The sequence below is a fragment of the Salinimicrobium sp. WS361 genome, from assembly GCF_050750585.1.
Taxonomy (GTDB): Bacteria; Bacteroidota; Bacteroidia; order Flavobacteriales; family Flavobacteriaceae; genus Salinimicrobium.
In genome coordinates this window covers 24,704-41,912 of record NZ_JBOJLM010000009.1, presented here as the reverse complement: position 1 = coordinate 41,912, position 17,209 = coordinate 24,704, and the positions used below count along the sequence as shown (strand labels likewise).

Genomic DNA, 17,209 nt, shown 5'->3' with positions numbered 1-17,209 from the left:
AAAGTGATCAGTGTTCAGTGGTCGGTGATCAGGAAGTTGTAAGAAATTTATAAATTATATTTTAGTGCAGCTTCACAAAATCCGTGTAATCCGGCAAAATCCGTGAAATCGAAATTAAGAAATGAATATTAGAGAGGCTACTCATAACGACATTCCACAAATCCTAAAGGTGTTAAAAGCCAGTTTGGGAGAGAAATCTTCTAAAAAAACTGAAGAGGTTTGGCGGTATAAGCATATTGATAATCCGTTTGGAGGATCCTTGGTGCTGGTGGCGGAAGAAGCCCGTGAAATTGTTGGAGTTAGAGCTTTTATGAGATGGAAATGGCAAAAAGGGGAAGAGATTTATTCTGCATTTCGCGCGGTAGATACAGCGACACATCCAGCTCACCAAGGGAAAGGGATCTTTAAAAAACTTACTTTAAAAGCCCTTGAAATAGGGAAGGAGCGGGGAGATCATTTTGTTTTTAATACTCCCAATGCACAAAGTATGCCCGGCTATCTTAAAATGGGTTGGAAAGAGGTGGATAAGCTCAATATTCAATTACGTCCCTTGAATTTACTTCGGACTAAAACTGACAATTTAGAAAATATTACCTCAGGTAAAGAAGGCTCTATTGCAGCGCTTCTGAGCATTTATTTGAAGAAATTAGAAGCAAGTAATCGGCTTTTCACCCCAAAAGATCTGGTTTATATTAAATGGCGTTATCTCGAAAATCCGTTGCAAAATTATGTTGTAATTTTCGAGAAGGATTATTTTATTGCTGGATACCTTAAAAAGAGAAAAAAGCTCAATGAGTTCAGAGTGTCAGAAGCCATTTTTTCTGAGATCGGTAGGAAAGAAGTCAAGTCGGCTATTTTAAAAATTGCAAACTCCTCCGGAGCTTCCGTTTTAAGTATTTCCCCGAATGCCTGCTTAAATTTCAAAACTAGTATAAAAGGAAAATTTGGCCCGGTTCTTACCTACAAACCGGTAAATACAAATAAATCTGAATTTTTAAACCTAAAAACCTGGGCATATAGTCTTGGAGACCTGGAATTATTTTAATGATTGGAGCCTTAATCTTAATATTATTTCTTTTCCTGATTAATCAGGGCCTGTTCAGCTCTTTTTCGAAAAGGCATAAATGGTTCTCGAAGAAGTTGATGAATATCCTCTATTTGTACCACTTGTTCTTTTTTGCGGTCTATTATACCTACGCTTTATTTAATAATTCTGATAGTAGAGCCTATTTTCAAAGACCACAGCTTTTTGATAACTGGTTTTCATACTTTGGAACCAGTACCACCTTTATCGATTTTTTGTCTTACCCGTTCATTAATTTTTTAGGGTTTAACTATGAGATGATGATGGTGCTCTTTGCCTGGTTTGGGTATATTGGTTTTGTATATGCTTATCTTTTTTTTCGAGAAAATATTCCCATCAAGATCAAAGTTTTTAATATTGATTTTCTCGTTTTAGTGCTCTTTCTTCCAAATATGCACTTCTGGACCGCTTCTTTAGGAAAAGGAGCTCCCATCTTTATGAGTTTAATGATGTTTGCCTATGCGATAAAAGATACAAAAAGGCGGTGGGGGATCTTAATTATTGCCTCCTTAATTACGTATTATATAAGACCCCATGTTTTTTTATTTGTTGCAGCCGGTACCGTATTGGGTTATATGACCGGAAAAGAAAAGATCGCTTTTTGGAAAAAAATGTTGATCTACATTGGTATGATAGGCAGTTTAATTATAGTTCAGGATACTATTTTGGGAATGGCGGGACTTGATGAATCGGAAAACCTGGTAGAAGGTTTTGATCAGTTTTCTACCGAGAGGGGAGCAGAGCTGGCAAAATCCGGTTCCGGAGTAGATATGGCTGATTATCCTTTACCAATAAAATTATTCACCTTTTGGTTTAGGCCTTTATTCTTTGATGCTCCCGGGGTGTTGGGGCTCGTAGTATCGGTAGAAAACCTGGTTTATCTTTTATTATTTTTTAAAATATTAAAAAGTGATTTTGTCAGGTTTCTGAAAAAATCTCCTATCAGTGTAAAGATGAGTTTAACTACATTTTTTCTAGCGTCACTTGCGATGGCTTTTGTAATGTCTAATCTGGGAATCATTATGCGTCAAAAATCGATGGTGATGTATTTCCTGTTTTTTGTGATCTATTATTATTTGGCGCAGCAGAAATATGATCGAATAATGAGGTTGAGACGATTAAGGAAGCTGGAAGCGAAGGGTGTAGAGGTTGTAACTTAGAACTGGGAGAGTGGGAAACGTGGAGACTTGGAGACTTGGAGAATGAGGGGAAGAGGAGAGATTAGATCTTTTGGACTTTGGAACATTGAAACGCAGGGACTGTGGGACTGAACGAATAGAGATAGGAATGAGAGGAGTAGCTTTGGAGTGATATACCTGGTTCGTCAATTCGCTAATTAACCAAATAACCAATTAACATGAACAATAACGGCTCTTTTGTAATATCTCTGGATTTTGAATTGCTGTGGGGGGTGTTTGATAAAGTAGACTGGAGAGAGAAGAAAGAATATTTTCAGAATACTAGAAAAGTAATTCCGGAGATCTTAAAGCTATTTGAAAAATATGAGATCTCATGTACCTGGGCGATAGTTGGGATGTTATTTAATGAGAGTTGGGATGAATGGAACCAGAACATTCCGGCGACTCTGCCTGAATATGAGAACAATAAGCTTTCTGCTTATAGCTATGGAAGTTCAATTCAGAGTAAGGAAACTGAAGAACTTTGTTTTGCACCGGATTTGATCAGGCAAATAAAAGAAACACCCGGACAGGAAATAGGAACTCACTCGTATTCTCATTATTATTGCCTGGAGCCGGGACAAACATTAGAAAGCTTTAGAGCTGATCTATTGCAGTCGAAAGAAATGGCAGAAAAAATGGGTGTTAACCTTAGATCCTTGGTTTTTCCCCGGAATCAATTTAATAAAAACTATTTAAATGCATGTGAAGATTTTGGGCTGCAGACTGTCAGGACGAATCCTGATATTTGGTACTGGAGGAATACCCAGAAGGAGAGTCTGCAGCAAAAGATCTTCAGGACCGGAGATGCCTATTTAGGGAAAAACAATAAATCCTATAATGATATTCCCGAATTAATTCCCGGTATTACCGGTCAAAAAGCCAGCCGGCTGTTAAGACCCAGTGGTGGAAAAATCTTTCTCGACAAAAAACGTTTACAAAGGATTCGATCTGAAATGAGCAAAGCGGCAAAGAATAAGGAAATTTATCATCTTTGGTGGCATCCTCATAACTTCGGAGGAAATCCTGCAAAGAACCTGAAAGATCTTGAATTGATTCTCAGGCATTTTAAAACCTGTAAAAATAAATTTGGTTTTGAATCTTTGAATATGGAGAATATTTCAAAAAAAAGGGGGTAGAAATATTTATGGATAACCTCATTTCCGTTATTATTCCTACCTATAATCGGGCGCAATCTCTTCCGGAGTCGATTGATAGTATTTTGGATCAGTCAGCCGATAATTGGGAATTAATTATTATAGATGACGGCTCCAATGATGACACCGGGAATATTGTCCAAGATTATCTTATCGACGAAAGAGTCAATTATTATTTCCAAAAGAATGTGGGAGTTTCAGCTGCCCGAAATAAAGGGGTGGAAGTAAGCCGGGGAGATTACATCATCTTCCTGGATTCTGATGACAGATTTTTACCCGGGCTTTTTTTCAAATTGAATGAAATCAATTACCAGGAATATGATATGATCTGTTGGGAGGTGTCGAAACAAATTGATGGAAAATTATCAGTTTGGAAACCGCACAAGCTTGAAAAGATTTACAATCATCTTACCGCAACTTTCCTGGCGGGAAGTATTTGTTATAAAAAAGAAATTTTTTTAAAGGCGGGTGGTTTTGACCCCAAAATGACCTTTGGAGAAAATTATGAACTTGGGATAAGGATATCAAATTTATCGGGACTCAAAATTAAAATTTTAGATCAACAGTATCTTTCATATTCAATTGATAGTAAAAACAGAGCTAGTAGTAAAGTTTCTGAAAGGTTAGCTTCTAATAGGAGACTTCTAAAAAAACATAAAGAATTGTATCGTAAAGATAGACTGTCACTTTCGCGACTGGAGTATCAACTAGGATTTTTATATGAAAAGCAGGGGAATAATCAACGGGCTCTTCAGTATTACACTAAAGCATTTAAAACCAGACCAGTTTATTTAAAGACAATTTTAAGGATAGTATATTTAAAAATTATCGGGTTAAGTGAATAATTAAAAAAGAGTTTTTAATAGGCGAAATGCTTTCTGTGGTTGATACTCCCTTAGATAGCTTAATAAAAGAATTCTGCTGGTTTCTTTTATTAAAGAATTAAAATGATTTTCCATTCTATGTTCTCGTTGTTTCCTGTAATAACTGCTCAATTGTTGAAAGGTTAGAATTTTGGATCTTAGTTTCAATTCTTTAATTCGTCCTGACCAAATCCCTCCTTCATGTCTTCTATAGTAAGATGGGGTTATGTTCTTCATATATTCTGCGGTACCATAATTTCCCAGGAGACTAATTAAAAAACTATCCACGTTTATGACTTCTGGAAATTCCTCTGGTATTCCTTCTATAAAATAATTTCGGAAACAAACAGTAGAAAGAAGCGGATGGTATGTCAGTGTCTTGAGTTCATTCCTATCAATGGGAAAAACAGGCTGATCCAGGATCTTGTCTATCGGAAGAGGTTCTTCATTTTCATTTACTTCAATAAAAGAATGATAGTTAAAGGCAATATTAGGATTAACTAATAAAAGATCTACCTGTTTTTGAAGTTTTAAAGGATCTTGCCATATATCGTCTCCTTCACAAAATGCAATGAATCTGCCTTTAGCTTGAAAAAGATTATATATAGCATTAAAATTTCCGGTAGGTACTCCAAGAATATGGATTTTATTATTGGGGTGGTGTAGAAATAACCTGATTTTTTCCGGAAATCGATGTGCATACTTTTGGCAAATAATTCTTGTGGTATCTTTAGAGGTATCTTCACCTAACAGGATTTCGAAAGGGAAATTGGTTTTTTGTTTTAGTATGCTATTTAAGCATTGAGAAATAAATCTTTCATGGTTGTAGGTTTGAACTATTACTGATAGCAAAGGTTTTTCCTGAACTTTACTTGGATAATGTTTTATCTCACATTTTTGATAGCGAGCTCTAAATTCTTTAAAGTTCATTATTTAAGGAATAATCTGGCAACCTGATCTGGTTCAATTTTTCTTTTTGTTGTTCCTTTATGGGTGTAAACTGAAGATACAGGAATATCTTTTTCAATTACACATCCCATTCCTATTATTGTGTTATCAGCAATTTTTAAATTCTGTTTAATAGAAGCGTTTAAACCAACATAACAACTATCTCCTATTTTCACATTACCACCTGTCTTAGATCCACTCACCAGGCTGTGCTTTCCTATAAGAGTATGATGACCAATTTGGGAAGTGAACAAGATAGTATTATCTCCTATCCTTGTGAAAGGTTGAAGCACACATCCTTCATCTACAAAAACATTTTCTCCAAATTGGAGATTTTTCCAGTGGCTAGACTTGCTGGAAATATACGAGGCTAAAGTGTAACCCATATTCTTAGCTTTAGCAAAAATTCTTTGTCTAACTACATTATTGCCTACAGCAATGAACATACAAATATTTTTGGGCGGATAGTCCACTGTGACATTTTCAAAACTGGTTAAAGATTTATTGTCGAATTGATCTGAAGCTAAGAAGTTTTTTTCTATACAAAAGGCTATCACTTCAAATTCACTGTCATGATCAAAAACGTAACGAACGTATTCTGCAAATCTCCCTACTCCGTAAATTATTAGCTTCTTTTTCTCCATTTTAAAAGTTCTTGTTGTTCAAATATACTTAAAGGCAGCCTGCTTTTTCCAACTTTTTGGCCGAAACTGGCAGCAGCTGGAGGTTAGCAATTTTTCTTTAACATTTCTTTCAATAAAATTATCAAAATTGCTCACAATATTAGACATCCATTTCCTATAAGGATCATGTAAATACTTGTTAAAGTATCTAAAAATTTAACCTCCTCTCGGTGAAAAAATCCTTTTATCGAAATTAGATTTTTCTTTAAACGACCAGTATAACTAAGGTGTAAATTTATCATAATAGAAACCAAATCAAATTGTTATGAGAAAAATTTACTTATTGTTAATGGTCGCTTTAGTTTACTCTTGTTCTGTTGAAGATGATAGCTATCTTGAATATGGCGACACACAGGCTTTAACTGCCTCTGCAGAATTAAATGAGGAATGCAGCACAGTTAATGCGGGGGCCGATAATTCCACTACTATCACTGTTGCTCAGGCAGAAGCCATTCCAAGTTGGGACGAAGTGAGAAAATTATATCTCAGTATGCTGGAGGAAGGTGTGAGCAGGGACGGCGACTTTGATCCATCCATCTGGGATCTTATTGATGCTTTTAATGAAAACCCTTTGGGAGAATTTACTACTACCTATACAGTGACCGAAGGAGATTGTTCAGATTCGGTAGTGCTAACCATTTATGTAGTGGAGAGCCTGCCTTTAGATCCTACCTGCGAATTAAATGCCGGTGCGGATGCTTCAAAAACTATCACTCAATCTGAAGCTGACGCCATTCCAAGCTGGGACGAGGTGAGAAAACTTTATCTAAGTCTCTTAGAGGAAGGAGTAAAAAGAGATGGGGAATTTGACCCCTCTATCTGGGATCTGATCAACTCTTATATCGGCCCCGGAGATTATACGACCACTTATAACATCACTGAAGGAGATTGTTCAGATTCCGTGGAATTAACAATCAGAGTGGTTGCCGATGGTTCTTCAGACCCGACCTGTAATTTAAGTGCCGGTGCCGATGCTGCAAAAACCATTACCCAGTCTGAAGCCGATGCTATTCCAAGTTGGGATGAGGTGAGGAAATTGTATCTAAGTCTTTTAGAGCAGGGAGTTTCCCGTGACGGAGAATTCGATCCTTCCATTTGGGATATTATAAATTCCTACACCGGCCCGGGAACATATTCTACAACATATACCATCACAGAAGGAGATTGTTCAGACTCGGTTGAGTTAACTATAAATGTGGTTGCCAATACATCTCAGGATCCTTCCTGTGATCTGTATGCAGGACCGGATAGTTCCCAAACCATGACTCATTCAGAAGCTGCAGCAATTCCCAGTTGGGATGAGGTGAGAAAGCTTTACCTGAGCCTGCTTCCACAGGGAGTAAGTAGAAACGGATCTTTTGACCCCTCTATCTGGGACCTTATCAATGACTTTAATCAGAGAGGTACAGGAACTTATACTACTATCTATACCATTATTGAAGGAGATTGTTCCGACTCAGTTGAACTGAGTATTGTAGTGGTTCCGGATTAAAAATCACAAAATAGGAGTAATTATATAATCAGGCTACCCAAAGGATAGCCTGATTATTATTTTGTGAGGGTTAATACCCGTGGTTTGCCTCCTTCAACAAACCTTTTAAGTCACACACTTTATTATACTTTTGCAGGATTAAAGAAAAAAATCTTGGTTCTAGGTTCTAGAAGCAGCCTGCCGGTCGCGCAGGCGTAGCGATCCAGGTTCTTTTCCAGGACTACCAAAAGTAAACTTCAAGTAATTGTATATTTGCCAAAAAAATCGATGCCTCCCAAGCTTATCCGCATTACTACCATTCCACTTTCTTTAGAAAAACTTCTTGAAGAGCAGCTTACATTCATGAATAATTATTTTGAGGTGACTGCAGTTGCTGCAGAAAAAGAACGTCTCGAGCAGTATGGCAGGAACAATGGGGTGGGAACATTTCACCTGGAAATGACCAGGGAGATCACTCCCGGCAAAGATTTGAAGGCCTTATTTAAACTCTACCAATACTTAAGGAAAAATAAACCTGAAATCGTCCATACCCACACTCCTAAGGCGGGAATAGTAGGGATGATGGCTGCGAAACTAGCAGGAGTACCTGTTCGGTTGCACACAGTGGCGGGCATGCCTTTAATGGAAACTTCAGGAACTAAAAGAAAAATTCTGGAACAGGTGGAGCGGCTTACTTATAATCTTGCAACAAAGGTATATCCGAATTCTGAAGGTCTCAAAAAGGTCATTCTGAAGCACAATTTTACGAAACCCGATAGACTTCTAGTTTTAGGAGAGGGCAGCTCTAATGGTATAGATACAGCGTATTTCAACCCGGCAGATTTCAGTACGGAACAAAAGAGGGAAACACGTCGGTCTTTAAACATTCCTTCAGATGATCTTGTTTTTATATTTGTCGGCAGGCTGGTAAAGGATAAAGGAATTAATGAACTGGTGCAGGCTTTTAATCGATTAGTTTCAGAAATTGAGAATATAAGCCTGCTCCTGGTAGGGCCCTTTGAACAGGAACTGGATCCCATAACAGATAAGAATTTTGAGGCAATAAAAACACATCCCAAGATTTTTACTACCGGCTACCAGGTTGATGTCCGACCCTATTTTGCGATTGCACATGTGCTGGTTTTTCCCAGTTACAGGGAGGGCTTCCCTAATGTGGTGATGCAGGCCGGAGCAATGGGGCTACCATCTGTTGTAACCGACATTAATGGCTGTAATGAAATTATTCGGGAAGAAGAAAACGGACTAATAATACCGGTAAAAGATGAGGAAGCTCTACTGTTTGCCTTAAAGAAATTGGCAACCGATGCCGAGCTACGCAAAAAGCTGGCTGCAAATTCCCGGTCTCTAATTACCCAGAAATATGAAAGGAAGATTTTCTGGGATTTACTTTTGGAGGAATACCGGTTACAGATGAAGGAAGCAGGACTTGAGATTAGGTGGCGAGTAGATCGAGGGACTAAGGGAGATATCGATGGCGCGGATTTGTAATCCGTGACGAGCCATCGTATACTCAAGCACCAAATTCCAAATTCCCGGTCTGACTAAGTGATGAGAAGAGAAAGAGAGGGAAGAAGACTGGGAGAGGGGATTAAGGGAAGAGGAGACCGGGAGACTAGGGATCAGGAGATTTTTTGACAACATTTTTTTCGACGCCCTTTAGGGTGAGGGGTAAAACTAAAAAAGTGGAACTAGGAGAACAGGTGACGAGGAGATTAAGGGAGTGGGAGACCAGGAGACTTATAACTAACGAGATATCGATGGCGCGGATTTGTAATCCGTGACGATACCTCTAAAAATTCAAGCATCAAGTACCAAGTACAAATTTCAAATATTGACTGGGGGACTGGGAGAATGGGGGACGAGGAGACCAGGGGAAGAGGAGACTTGGGGAACTAATTACCAGGTATAGATTGAGAGGAGTGAGTACGTCCGAGTGAATCGAAGAAATTCGTGTATCCGTGGCAAAAAAGAGGAGATTATATGAGCGTTTCCCGATTCTTTACCCTCCGTAGCCTTTGGCGAAGGAGGGCCGATTCTCGATTCCCCAATTAACCAGTCTCCAATTACTAATCACTTTCAATTATGTTTTCCCGTAACTCAGTTCACTCAATTTAACATATCTTTGCAGCACTTTATCGAGAGAAATCCTTTAGTTTGCCCGTGAAAAATCAGCTTTGTGTACAGAAGATATTTGAAACCTATTATTGATTTTTTGATTGCGCTGCCGGCCTGTTTATTTCTTTTCCCGGTATTTCTGCTAATAGCTTTTTTATTATTTATGGCGAATACTGATAATCCTTTTTTTCTCCAGCTGCGCCCGGGTAAGAACGGAAAACTATTCAGGATCATTAAGTTTAAGACTATGAATGACAGGAGGGACAGTAGTGGAAAATTGCTCTCCGATGCCGAACGCCTTACTTCAATAGGAAGGATTGTGAGAAAAACCTCCCTTGACGAAATTCCACAGTTGATTAATGTTTTAAAGGGAGACATGAGTCTGGTAGGACCAAGACCCTTACTTCCCGAGTATTTACAGCTCTATACTCCCCAACAACAAAAAAGACATCTTGTAAGACCCGGGATCACAGGTTGGGCCCAAATTAATGGGAGGAATGCTATTTCCTGGAGTAAAAAACTTGAATTGGATGTATGGTATGTAAACAATTTATCTTTGAGTCTAGACCTTAAGATTATGTGGAGGACCCTTCTGAAAGTTGTACGATCTGAGGGAGTCAATACAGCAAACATGGCCACAACAGAACCTTTTAACGGAAAGAATTAATATGAATATTTACGGAGCCAGCGGCCATGGGAAGGTAATCATTGATTTGGTGCATTCCCGAATGTTAGAGATACATAATATTATAGATGATAATACTTCCATTACAGGAATTTACAAATATGCTGTAGTTCACGAACTAACACCAGAAATAATAAAGAAGAAAACAATTATTGCAGTTGGAGATAACCGAACCCGGAAAAAAATTTCCTCTGTTTTTAATGGAAATTTCTTTCCTGGGATAAGTCATGCAACTGCGGTTGTAGATGAAACAGTTGAAGTAGGAAAAGGTACTGTAGTAATGGCCAAGGCAGCCATCAATGCAGATACTATAATTGGAGAACATTGTATACTAAATACAGGATGTATTATTGAGCATGACTGTCTTCTGGAGGACTTTGTACACATTTCTCCCGGGGCGGTCCTGGCAGGTGGTGTAAAGATAGGGGAAGGCTCCCACATTGGAATTGGGGCACTGATAATTCCGGGGAAAAAAATTGGGAAATGGTGCACCATCGGTGCTGGAACTGTAATCATTGAAGATGTACCCGACTATGCTACTGTGGTAGGAAACCCCGGAAAAGTAATAAGAATAGCTGAAGAGGAAAATGAATAAAAGTAAAATATATCTGTCTTCCCCTCATATGGGAGGCAATGAACTAGAATTTATTAATGAGGCCTTCGAGCAGAATTGGATTGCTCCTTTGGGTCCTAACGTTAATGGATTTGAACAGGATCTTAAGGAATATCTTCAGGAGGATGTTCATATTGCTGCTTTAAGCTCAGGAACGGCAGCTCTCCATCTGGCTCTTATTTTGGCGAGGGTTGAGAGAGGAGATGAAGTGCTGTGTCAAAGCTTAACATTTGCAGCTTCTGCTAACCCTATCGTGTACCTGGGAGCAACTCCGGTGTTCATAGACAGCGAAGAGGAAACTTTAAATATGTCCCCCAGGTTTTTAGAAGAGGCGATAGTTGAAAGGATCAAAAAGGGTAAAAAACCCAGGGCTATTATTGCGGTTCACTTATATGGAATGCCATATAAAGTGGAGGAAATTCATACCATTGCCAGAAATTTTGAGATTCCGGTAATTGAAGATAGTGCTGAGGCTTTAGGGAGTACTTACAAGGGTCAAAAATGTGGGACTTTTGGTGAGTTCGGCATTTTGTCCTTCAATGGGAACAAGATAATTACTACCTCCGGAGGGGGGGCATTGGTCAGCAGGGATCAGAAATTGAAAGAAAAAGCAATATTTCTGGCAACCCAGGCGCGCGATTCCGCTCCGCATTACCAGCACAGCGAGATTGGGTACAATTACAGACTTAGCAATATAGCTGCAGGAATTGGAAGGGGGCAAATGCAGGTATTGGATCAGCATGTCTCTAAGAGAAGAGAAATGAATCAATTTTATAGGGATCTGTTTAGTAAGGTTAAAGAGGTAAAAGTCTTTGATGAACCTGAAAATACTTACTTTTGTAATCACTGGCTAACCGTGATTAAAGCGGAAGATGAAGGAAGCTTTGATACAGATGCTCTTCGCATGCATCTTGAAGAAGAGAATATTGAAAGTAGACCACTTTGGAAGCCCATGCATCTACAGCCGGTTTTTAAAGATGCGCCTTTTTATGGGAATGGGATAGCAGAGGTAGCTTTTAAAAACGGGCTGTGTCTTCCTTCAGGTTCAAATTTAGGAGAGCAGGAAAAAAACAGGATCAGTTCTGCAATTGAAAACTTTCTGAAGTAGAAGAGGGTCCGAAAAGAAATTATATGGGTAAGAAGTTAAATTACGCCCTTGAGCAAATACTGGCTTCCGAGAATCGGCTGGATATTAGGAATATAAAATATCTCCCACGATGGGCCATTCTCGGAATTGACATTGCTATTATTTTACTTGCAGATGTTCTCACTGTCATGGCTTTAAGAGATCTAACATCTCATTTCTATGAGCTTTTATCACTTTCTCAGCGCATGCTTCTAGTGGTTGGTGTGAATATTTTTTTCTTTTTTGTCTTTAGAACTTATGCCGGCCTAATTAGACATTCCTCTTACCTGGATGCATTAAAGATTATGCTTGCATGTTTCAGTACCTTTATCACCTTACTTTTTATAAATTACCTGACGTTCTTCCTTATTGGAGAGAAAATTTATCTGGTTGCAGGACTTATTTTTTATTTCCTGGTTTCTTTTTCGCTACTGTTTCTCTTTAGACTTTCGGTTAAGCAGGTGTATGAATATTTCAAAAGAACTCAGAGAAATCAAAATTTACAAAAAGCTATAGTATTCGGAGCCGATGAAAATGCAATTTCCATTGCAGGTGCTCTGGAAATTGAACATCCCAAACGTTTTGATATCCGGGGTTTTATTACAAATGATAATACCAGGAGAAACATTAGAATTCTTGGAAAACCGGTAGTTTATAACGGGCTGAAGATAAGTGAAGAAGCAAAAGCACTGGGAGCAACGGCACTGATCCTTTCTGAAAACACTTTAACGGCAGAAGAAAAGTTTGCTGTTGTTGAAGATTGTCTCGAGAATGACATAAAAGTTTTTAACGCTCCAATCGTCTCTAATTATGAAGATGAACAATCGGTTTCTCATAAGGTAAAATCCCTTCAAATTGAGGATCTTTTGGATAGAGAACCCATTTTGTTGAATAAAGAGAATAAACGGCAGCAACTTACGGGAAAGACAATTCTGGTTACTGGTGGTGCCGGTTCAATAGGGAGTGAGATAGTTCGGCAGGTAGCTGAATATGGCCCTAAGTTACTGCTTATACTGGACCAGGCGGAAACTCCTCTTCATAATTTACAACTTGAAATTCAGGCTAAATTTCCCGATCTTAATTTCAAGTGTATAATATGTGACGTAGGGAATCGTAAAAGACTGGATCTCCTGCTAAAAAGAAGATCCATAGATGTGATTTATCATGCGGCAGCATATAAGCATGTCCCTTTAATGGAAGAAAATCCACATGAAGCAGTTTTTGTAAACATCCAGGGGACAAAAAATCTTGCAGATCTTGCTGTGGAACATAATGTAGGTCATTTTGTGATGGTGTCTACAGATAAAGCTGTTAATCCCACCAATGTGATGGGTGCTTCCAAACGGGCTGCTGAAATGTATGTACAGGCTCTTTATCATTCAGCTTGTACAGAACCCGGCCAAACTAAATTTATAACAACCCGATTTGGAAATGTTTTAGGATCAAATGGCTCTGTTGTACCATTATTTCGGAAGCAAATCGAAAGGGGAGGTCCGGTGACAATAACCCATCCGGACATTATTCGTTATTTTATGACCATCCCTGAAGCCTGTCAATTAGTCCTGGAAGCCGGAGCTATGGGAAATGGGGGGGAGATTTTTATCTTTGATATGGGAGAGCCTGTAAAGATCATGGATCTGGCTGTAAAAATGATCAAACTGGCAGGATATATTCCTGATAAACAGATAGGAATTAAGATCACAGGCCTGCGGCCGGGTGAAAAATTATTTGAAGAACTTCTTAGCAATAAGAGTAAAACTTTACCCACTCATCACAAAAAAATCATGATCGCGGTCGATCAACCGGGAAATTACGAAGAAATTAATGAATCAATCGAAACCATTATTAAGTCTGCAACCAAACTAAAAAGTCATAAAGTAGTTGCAAAACTAAAGGTCCTTGTTCCTGAGTTTAAAAGCAATAATTCTACTTTTGAAAAGTTAGATAAGGAACCTGTACAACATCCTTCTAAAAAAAAGATTAGTTAAAAAATATGGGAAAATCAAATTCTGTTAAGTTCTTTTCATTAAGCGGTTATTTTTTCAAGGTCCTTATAGTAACGTTTGGAATCTTAATTATTTCTTCCTGTTCTACAAGAAAGGAGATAGTTTATTTTCAGGACTATGAAAGACTACCGAATATGGCCGCGCCTAAAGATTTTGTAGCCAAAATTGAGGTTAATGACATTATCCGAATAGATGTTTCTTCTATGGATGAAGAACTGGCAGCTCCTTTTCAACTTAATCTAAATTCTCAGGGTACAGGTGGTGGAGGAAATCAAAATGCTTCAATGACCGGCTATCTGGTAAACTCTGAGGGGAACGTAAATTTTCCGGTATTGGGTGAGATCCATGTAGAAGGAAAGACCAGGGAGGAATTGGAGGAGGAACTTACCGAAATCCTCCGGGAGCAGTATTTAAAAGATGCAGTAGTGAGGGTGCGTATTGTTAATTTCGAGGTGACGGTAATGGGGGAAACAGGAAGCCAGGTGATTAAAGTCATCGATGAGCGAATTACCGTTCCCCAGGCTATCGCCATGTCAGGTGATATCACCTATGATGGAAAGAGAGATAAGATCCTGGTGATAAGACAGGTGGATGAAGAACTGAAATATGAAATACTGGATCTTACCAGTGTGGACATATTTCAAAACCCCTTCTACTACTTAAAACAAAATGATATTGTATATGTAGAGCCGACCTATAGGAAAGTGAAGTCGGCAGGATTTATTACCAGCTGGCAGGGTCTTGTTTCTATTGCAACTACAGCGTTTAGTTTATTTATACTTTTTAGCAAATAATAAATGGAAGAACTCGAAGAGTTTTCAGAAAAGGAAGAATCGAATTTTGATCTCAAGGCAGAGATCTTCAAATATTTAAAGTACTGGAAATGGCTCGTATTCGGTTGTTTCCTGGGACTCTTCATTGCCTATTTATATAACCGCTACACTCTTCCTGTCTACGCTACAGAGGCATCAATGATGATCCTTAATGATGAAAAGGGTATTACCGGAGCTCTTCCTTCGGGAGGAATTCTGGCTTTGAATGATAATACCCTTGAAAATCAAATTGTTACGCTTCGGTCAAAAAATCTTGTTGAGGGAGTGATAGACGAATTAAACCTTAATGTCACATATTTCCTTGAAGGAAAAGTCATTGCTGTAGAAGCTTATAAAAACAGCCCTGTTACAATAGAATTCCTGACGGAAAAAAGTGAAGTTCATGATTCTTTTTTGAACATCAGTATTACTCCGCGTTCTGCCACACAATTTAGCTTAGAGGAGGAGGACGGTACCTCCCGTACCTATGAATTTGGAGAGCCAATCAGCATAGGGAGTCTTCATTTTCTTATCGCGCCGAATAAAACCCCACTTACCACGAACCACACCTTAAATATCGTTGTGCGTCCCTTACGTACTGTTGCCAACGAATATATTTCCAAAATGACAGTAGCACCTCAGGGTAGAGCCAAGGATATATTATCTCTTGCCGTAACAGGAGAAGTGCCTGAGAAATCAAGGGATTTTCTTAACATGCTTATGGTGCATTTTAATGCAGACGGAGTAGCAGATAAACGACAGGTGGCGGAAAATACTACTGAGTTTATAAGGCAACGTCTGGAATTAATCACTCAGGAACTCGACTCTGTAGAAGGAGGGATTGCAGAGTTTAAAAGTGAGAACCGCTTTATGAATGTGGGTAGTAGTGCTGGAATATTTTTGGGAAGGTCCACCAAGGCCGAGCAGGAGATGTTTAACCTGGAAACTCAGCTTATGGTGCTGGAAGGAATTGAGAGCACATTACTTTCTTCCAAACCTTACCAGCTCTTGCCGGAAGGTATGGGCCTTGAGCAGGGGGGGATGGGTAGTGCTCTTGGTCAATACAATGAACTTGTGCTGCAGAGAAATACTTACCTGAAGACAGGAACTGCCCAAAACCCCGTGGTGGAAACCCTGACAGAGCAATTGGATGCTCTTAGAGAGAACATCCTAAACAATATTGAACAAACCCGCAGCTCCACTCGTATTCAATTACGGGAATTAAATCAACTGGATCAAAGAGCCGAAGGACAATTCAGCACCTTCCCGGGGCTGGAGAAGGGGATCAGGAGCATTGAACGCCAACAGGCGATAAAAGAACAACTTTATTTATTTCTCTTACAGAGAAGAGAGGAATCGGCTATATCTTTCGCGTCTACCTCTCCTGTGGCGAAAGTCATTGATCCTGCCTTTACCTACAGCGAACCGGTGGATCCAAAACCCTGGCTCATTCTCACTGGGGGTGGCATAATTGGTCTCGCCATTCCGCTTCTGGTCATATTTGTCATCAATTTTCTTGATACCAAGGTGCATCATAAAGGTGATCTTCAGTCACTAACAAAACATGTGCCTTTCCTGGGAGAAGTTCCCCGTGTAAGCAAGGAGGAGACTGAACTGATACAGTTGAACGACAGATCTCCTCTTGCAGAGTCATTCCGAATACTGAGGACAAACCTCGCTTACTTGGTGCAGTCCAGAAATAAAAATAAAGCAGAAGTATTATTCGTCACGTCAACAATTAAAGGGGAGGGAAAAACTTTTGTTTCTTTTAATCTCGCCCGAACACTTTCCAGTACAGGAAAAAAAATTCTGCTGATTGGTGCAGATGTACGGAACCCCCGACTTCATAAATTTGCAGGGAATCCTCTTGATACCAAAGGCTTATCAGATTATCTTTACAATCGGGATATTCTACCACAGGATGTCATTCAGCCAATGAACCAAGATAATATTCCTGTAGATGTTGTTTTTTCAGGAGCCATTCCACCTAACCCGGCAGAGTTACTTATGAATGATCGGATGGAGGAATTTATTAATAGTCAGAAAACCAATTATGATTTCATCATTGTAGATACTGCTCCTACGATGATTGTTACAGATACGCTTTTGATCAGTCAGCTGGCCGATACAACCCTTTACGTGGTTAGGGCAGGATTTACCGAAAAGAAGTTATTGGATTTTCCTAAAGATCTTAAGCAACAAGGAAAATTGAAAGGTCTTGCCATTGTACTTAATGATGTAGATTACTCCAAGTTCTCTTACGGTGCAAAATATGGTTATTCTTATGGTTACGGTTATGGATATGCGGCAGATGAGGACAAGAAGGGGTTGTGGAATGTACTCAAGAAGCCTTTTACTAAAAATTAAGTTTTATCAAAATTAAATCAGGGACTAATCCATATCACTACACACATTAGGTGGCGAAGCAAATTGATTATCTAAATGAA

14 protein-coding genes are annotated in these 17,209 nt (G+C 39.0%); 12 read left to right on the top strand and 2 right to left on the bottom strand.

The genetic code is table 11. The features are described 5' to 3' along the window. The first annotated feature begins 121 nt into the window (after window positions 1-121). From ACQ93I_RS10670 to ACQ93I_RS10655, 4 genes are all read left to right on the top strand, one after another. Window positions 122-1,045: a GNAT family N-acetyltransferase gene (locus tag ACQ93I_RS10670; RefSeq protein ID WP_431698512.1), complete on the top strand. Its 924-nt coding sequence runs from the start codon at window positions 122-124 to the stop codon at window positions 1,043-1,045. 98 nt (window positions 1,046-1,143) lie between these two features. Beyond that, window positions 1,144-2,244, top strand: coding sequence for a hypothetical protein (locus ACQ93I_RS10665; RefSeq protein WP_431698511.1), 1,101 nt, complete (start codon window positions 1,144-1,146; stop codon window positions 2,242-2,244). Between the two features lie 197 nt (window positions 2,245-2,441). Beyond that, the gene (locus ACQ93I_RS10660; RefSeq protein WP_431698510.1) at window positions 2,442-3,401 is read left to right on the top strand and encodes a polysaccharide deacetylase family protein; all 960 of its coding nucleotides are present in this window, start codon (window positions 2,442-2,444) and stop codon (window positions 3,399-3,401) included. A gap of 8 nt (window positions 3,402-3,409) precedes the next feature. Beyond that, a complete protein-coding gene (locus tag ACQ93I_RS10655) occupies window positions 3,410-4,264 on the top strand; it encodes a glycosyltransferase (protein WP_431698509.1) in 855 nt (284 codons plus the stop codon). On the opposite strand, the gene ACQ93I_RS10650 is transcribed toward ACQ93I_RS10655, so the two are convergent. Next, window positions 4,265-5,212, bottom strand: coding sequence for a glycosyltransferase (locus ACQ93I_RS10650; RefSeq protein ID WP_431698508.1), 948 nt, complete (start codon window positions 5,210-5,212; stop codon window positions 4,265-4,267). Continuing rightward, on the bottom strand, window positions 5,212-5,874 hold the full coding sequence (locus tag ACQ93I_RS10645) for an acetyltransferase (RefSeq protein WP_431698507.1): 663 nt from the start codon (window positions 5,872-5,874) through the stop codon (window positions 5,212-5,214). Before ACQ93I_RS10645 ends, ACQ93I_RS10650 begins: the two co-directional genes overlap by 1 nt. Window positions 5,875-6,178: 304 nt before the next feature. On the opposite strand from ACQ93I_RS10645, the gene ACQ93I_RS10640 reads away from it, so the two are divergent. From ACQ93I_RS10640 to ACQ93I_RS10605, 8 genes are all read left to right on the top strand, one after another. Continuing rightward, window positions 6,179-7,405: a hypothetical protein gene (locus tag ACQ93I_RS10640; RefSeq protein WP_431698506.1), complete on the top strand. Its 1,227-nt coding sequence runs from the start codon at window positions 6,179-6,181 to the stop codon at window positions 7,403-7,405. A 267-nt stretch (window positions 7,406-7,672) separates the two neighbouring features. Next, window positions 7,673-8,893, top strand: coding sequence for a glycosyltransferase family 4 protein (locus tag ACQ93I_RS10635; RefSeq protein ID WP_431698505.1), 1,221 nt, complete (start codon window positions 7,673-7,675; stop codon window positions 8,891-8,893). A gap of 688 nt (window positions 8,894-9,581) precedes the next feature. Continuing rightward, window positions 9,582-10,187 carry a sugar transferase gene (locus ACQ93I_RS10630; protein WP_431698504.1) on the top strand — a complete coding sequence of 202 codons (606 nt, stop codon included), beginning with the start codon at window positions 9,582-9,584 and terminating at the stop codon, window positions 10,185-10,187. Between the two features lies 1 nt (window position 10,188). Beyond that, window positions 10,189-10,800, top strand: coding sequence for an acetyltransferase (locus ACQ93I_RS10625; RefSeq protein ID WP_431698503.1), 612 nt, complete (start codon window positions 10,189-10,191; stop codon window positions 10,798-10,800). Next, window positions 10,793-11,926: a DegT/DnrJ/EryC1/StrS family aminotransferase gene (locus ACQ93I_RS10620; protein ID WP_431698502.1), complete on the top strand. Its 1,134-nt coding sequence runs from the start codon at window positions 10,793-10,795 to the stop codon at window positions 11,924-11,926. Before ACQ93I_RS10625 ends, ACQ93I_RS10620 begins: the two co-directional genes overlap by 8 nt. A 23-nt stretch (window positions 11,927-11,949) precedes the next feature. Continuing rightward, a complete protein-coding gene (locus ACQ93I_RS10615) occupies window positions 11,950-13,932 on the top strand; it encodes a nucleoside-diphosphate sugar epimerase/dehydratase (protein WP_431698501.1) in 1,983 nt (660 codons plus the stop codon). Window positions 13,933-13,937: 5 nt separating this feature from the next. Continuing rightward, complete coding sequence (locus tag ACQ93I_RS10610) at window positions 13,938-14,744, top strand: polysaccharide biosynthesis/export family protein (protein WP_431698500.1); 807 nt, start codon at window positions 13,938-13,940, stop codon at window positions 14,742-14,744. A 3-nt stretch (window positions 14,745-14,747) separates the two neighbouring features. Beyond that, on the top strand, window positions 14,748-17,129 hold the full coding sequence (locus tag ACQ93I_RS10605; protein WP_431698499.1) for a GumC family protein: 2,382 nt from the start codon (window positions 14,748-14,750) through the stop codon (window positions 17,127-17,129). Window positions 17,130-17,209 lie beyond the last annotated feature (80 nt).

Coding starts and splice junctions, on each gene's coding strand:
- ACQ93I_RS10670 (WP_431698512.1), top strand. CDS start 122: ATGAATATTAGAGAGGCTACTCATAACGACATTCCACAAATCCTAAAG.
- ACQ93I_RS10665 (WP_431698511.1), top strand. CDS start 1,144: ATGAATATCCTCTATTTGTACCACTTGTTCTTTTTTGCGGTCTATTAT.
- ACQ93I_RS10660 (WP_431698510.1), top strand. CDS start 2,442: ATGAACAATAACGGCTCTTTTGTAATATCTCTGGATTTTGAATTGCTG.
- ACQ93I_RS10655 (WP_431698509.1), top strand. CDS start 3,410: ATGGATAACCTCATTTCCGTTATTATTCCTACCTATAATCGGGCGCAA.
- ACQ93I_RS10650 (WP_431698508.1), bottom strand. CDS start 5,212: ATGAACTTTAAAGAATTTAGAGCTCGCTATCAAAAATGTGAGATAAAA.
- ACQ93I_RS10645 (WP_431698507.1), bottom strand. CDS start 5,874: ATGGAGAAAAAGAAGCTAATAATTTACGGAGTAGGGAGATTTGCAGAA.
- ACQ93I_RS10640 (WP_431698506.1), top strand. CDS start 6,179: ATGAGAAAAATTTACTTATTGTTAATGGTCGCTTTAGTTTACTCTTGT.
- ACQ93I_RS10635 (WP_431698505.1), top strand. CDS start 7,673: ATGCCTCCCAAGCTTATCCGCATTACTACCATTCCACTTTCTTTAGAA.
- ACQ93I_RS10625 (WP_431698503.1), top strand. CDS start 10,189: ATGAATATTTACGGAGCCAGCGGCCATGGGAAGGTAATCATTGATTTG.
- ACQ93I_RS10620 (WP_431698502.1), top strand. CDS start 10,793: ATGAATAAAAGTAAAATATATCTGTCTTCCCCTCATATGGGAGGCAAT.
- ACQ93I_RS10615 (WP_431698501.1), top strand. CDS start 11,950: ATGGGTAAGAAGTTAAATTACGCCCTTGAGCAAATACTGGCTTCCGAG.
- ACQ93I_RS10610 (WP_431698500.1), top strand. CDS start 13,938: ATGGGAAAATCAAATTCTGTTAAGTTCTTTTCATTAAGCGGTTATTTT.
- ACQ93I_RS10605 (WP_431698499.1), top strand. CDS start 14,748: ATGGAAGAACTCGAAGAGTTTTCAGAAAAGGAAGAATCGAATTTTGAT.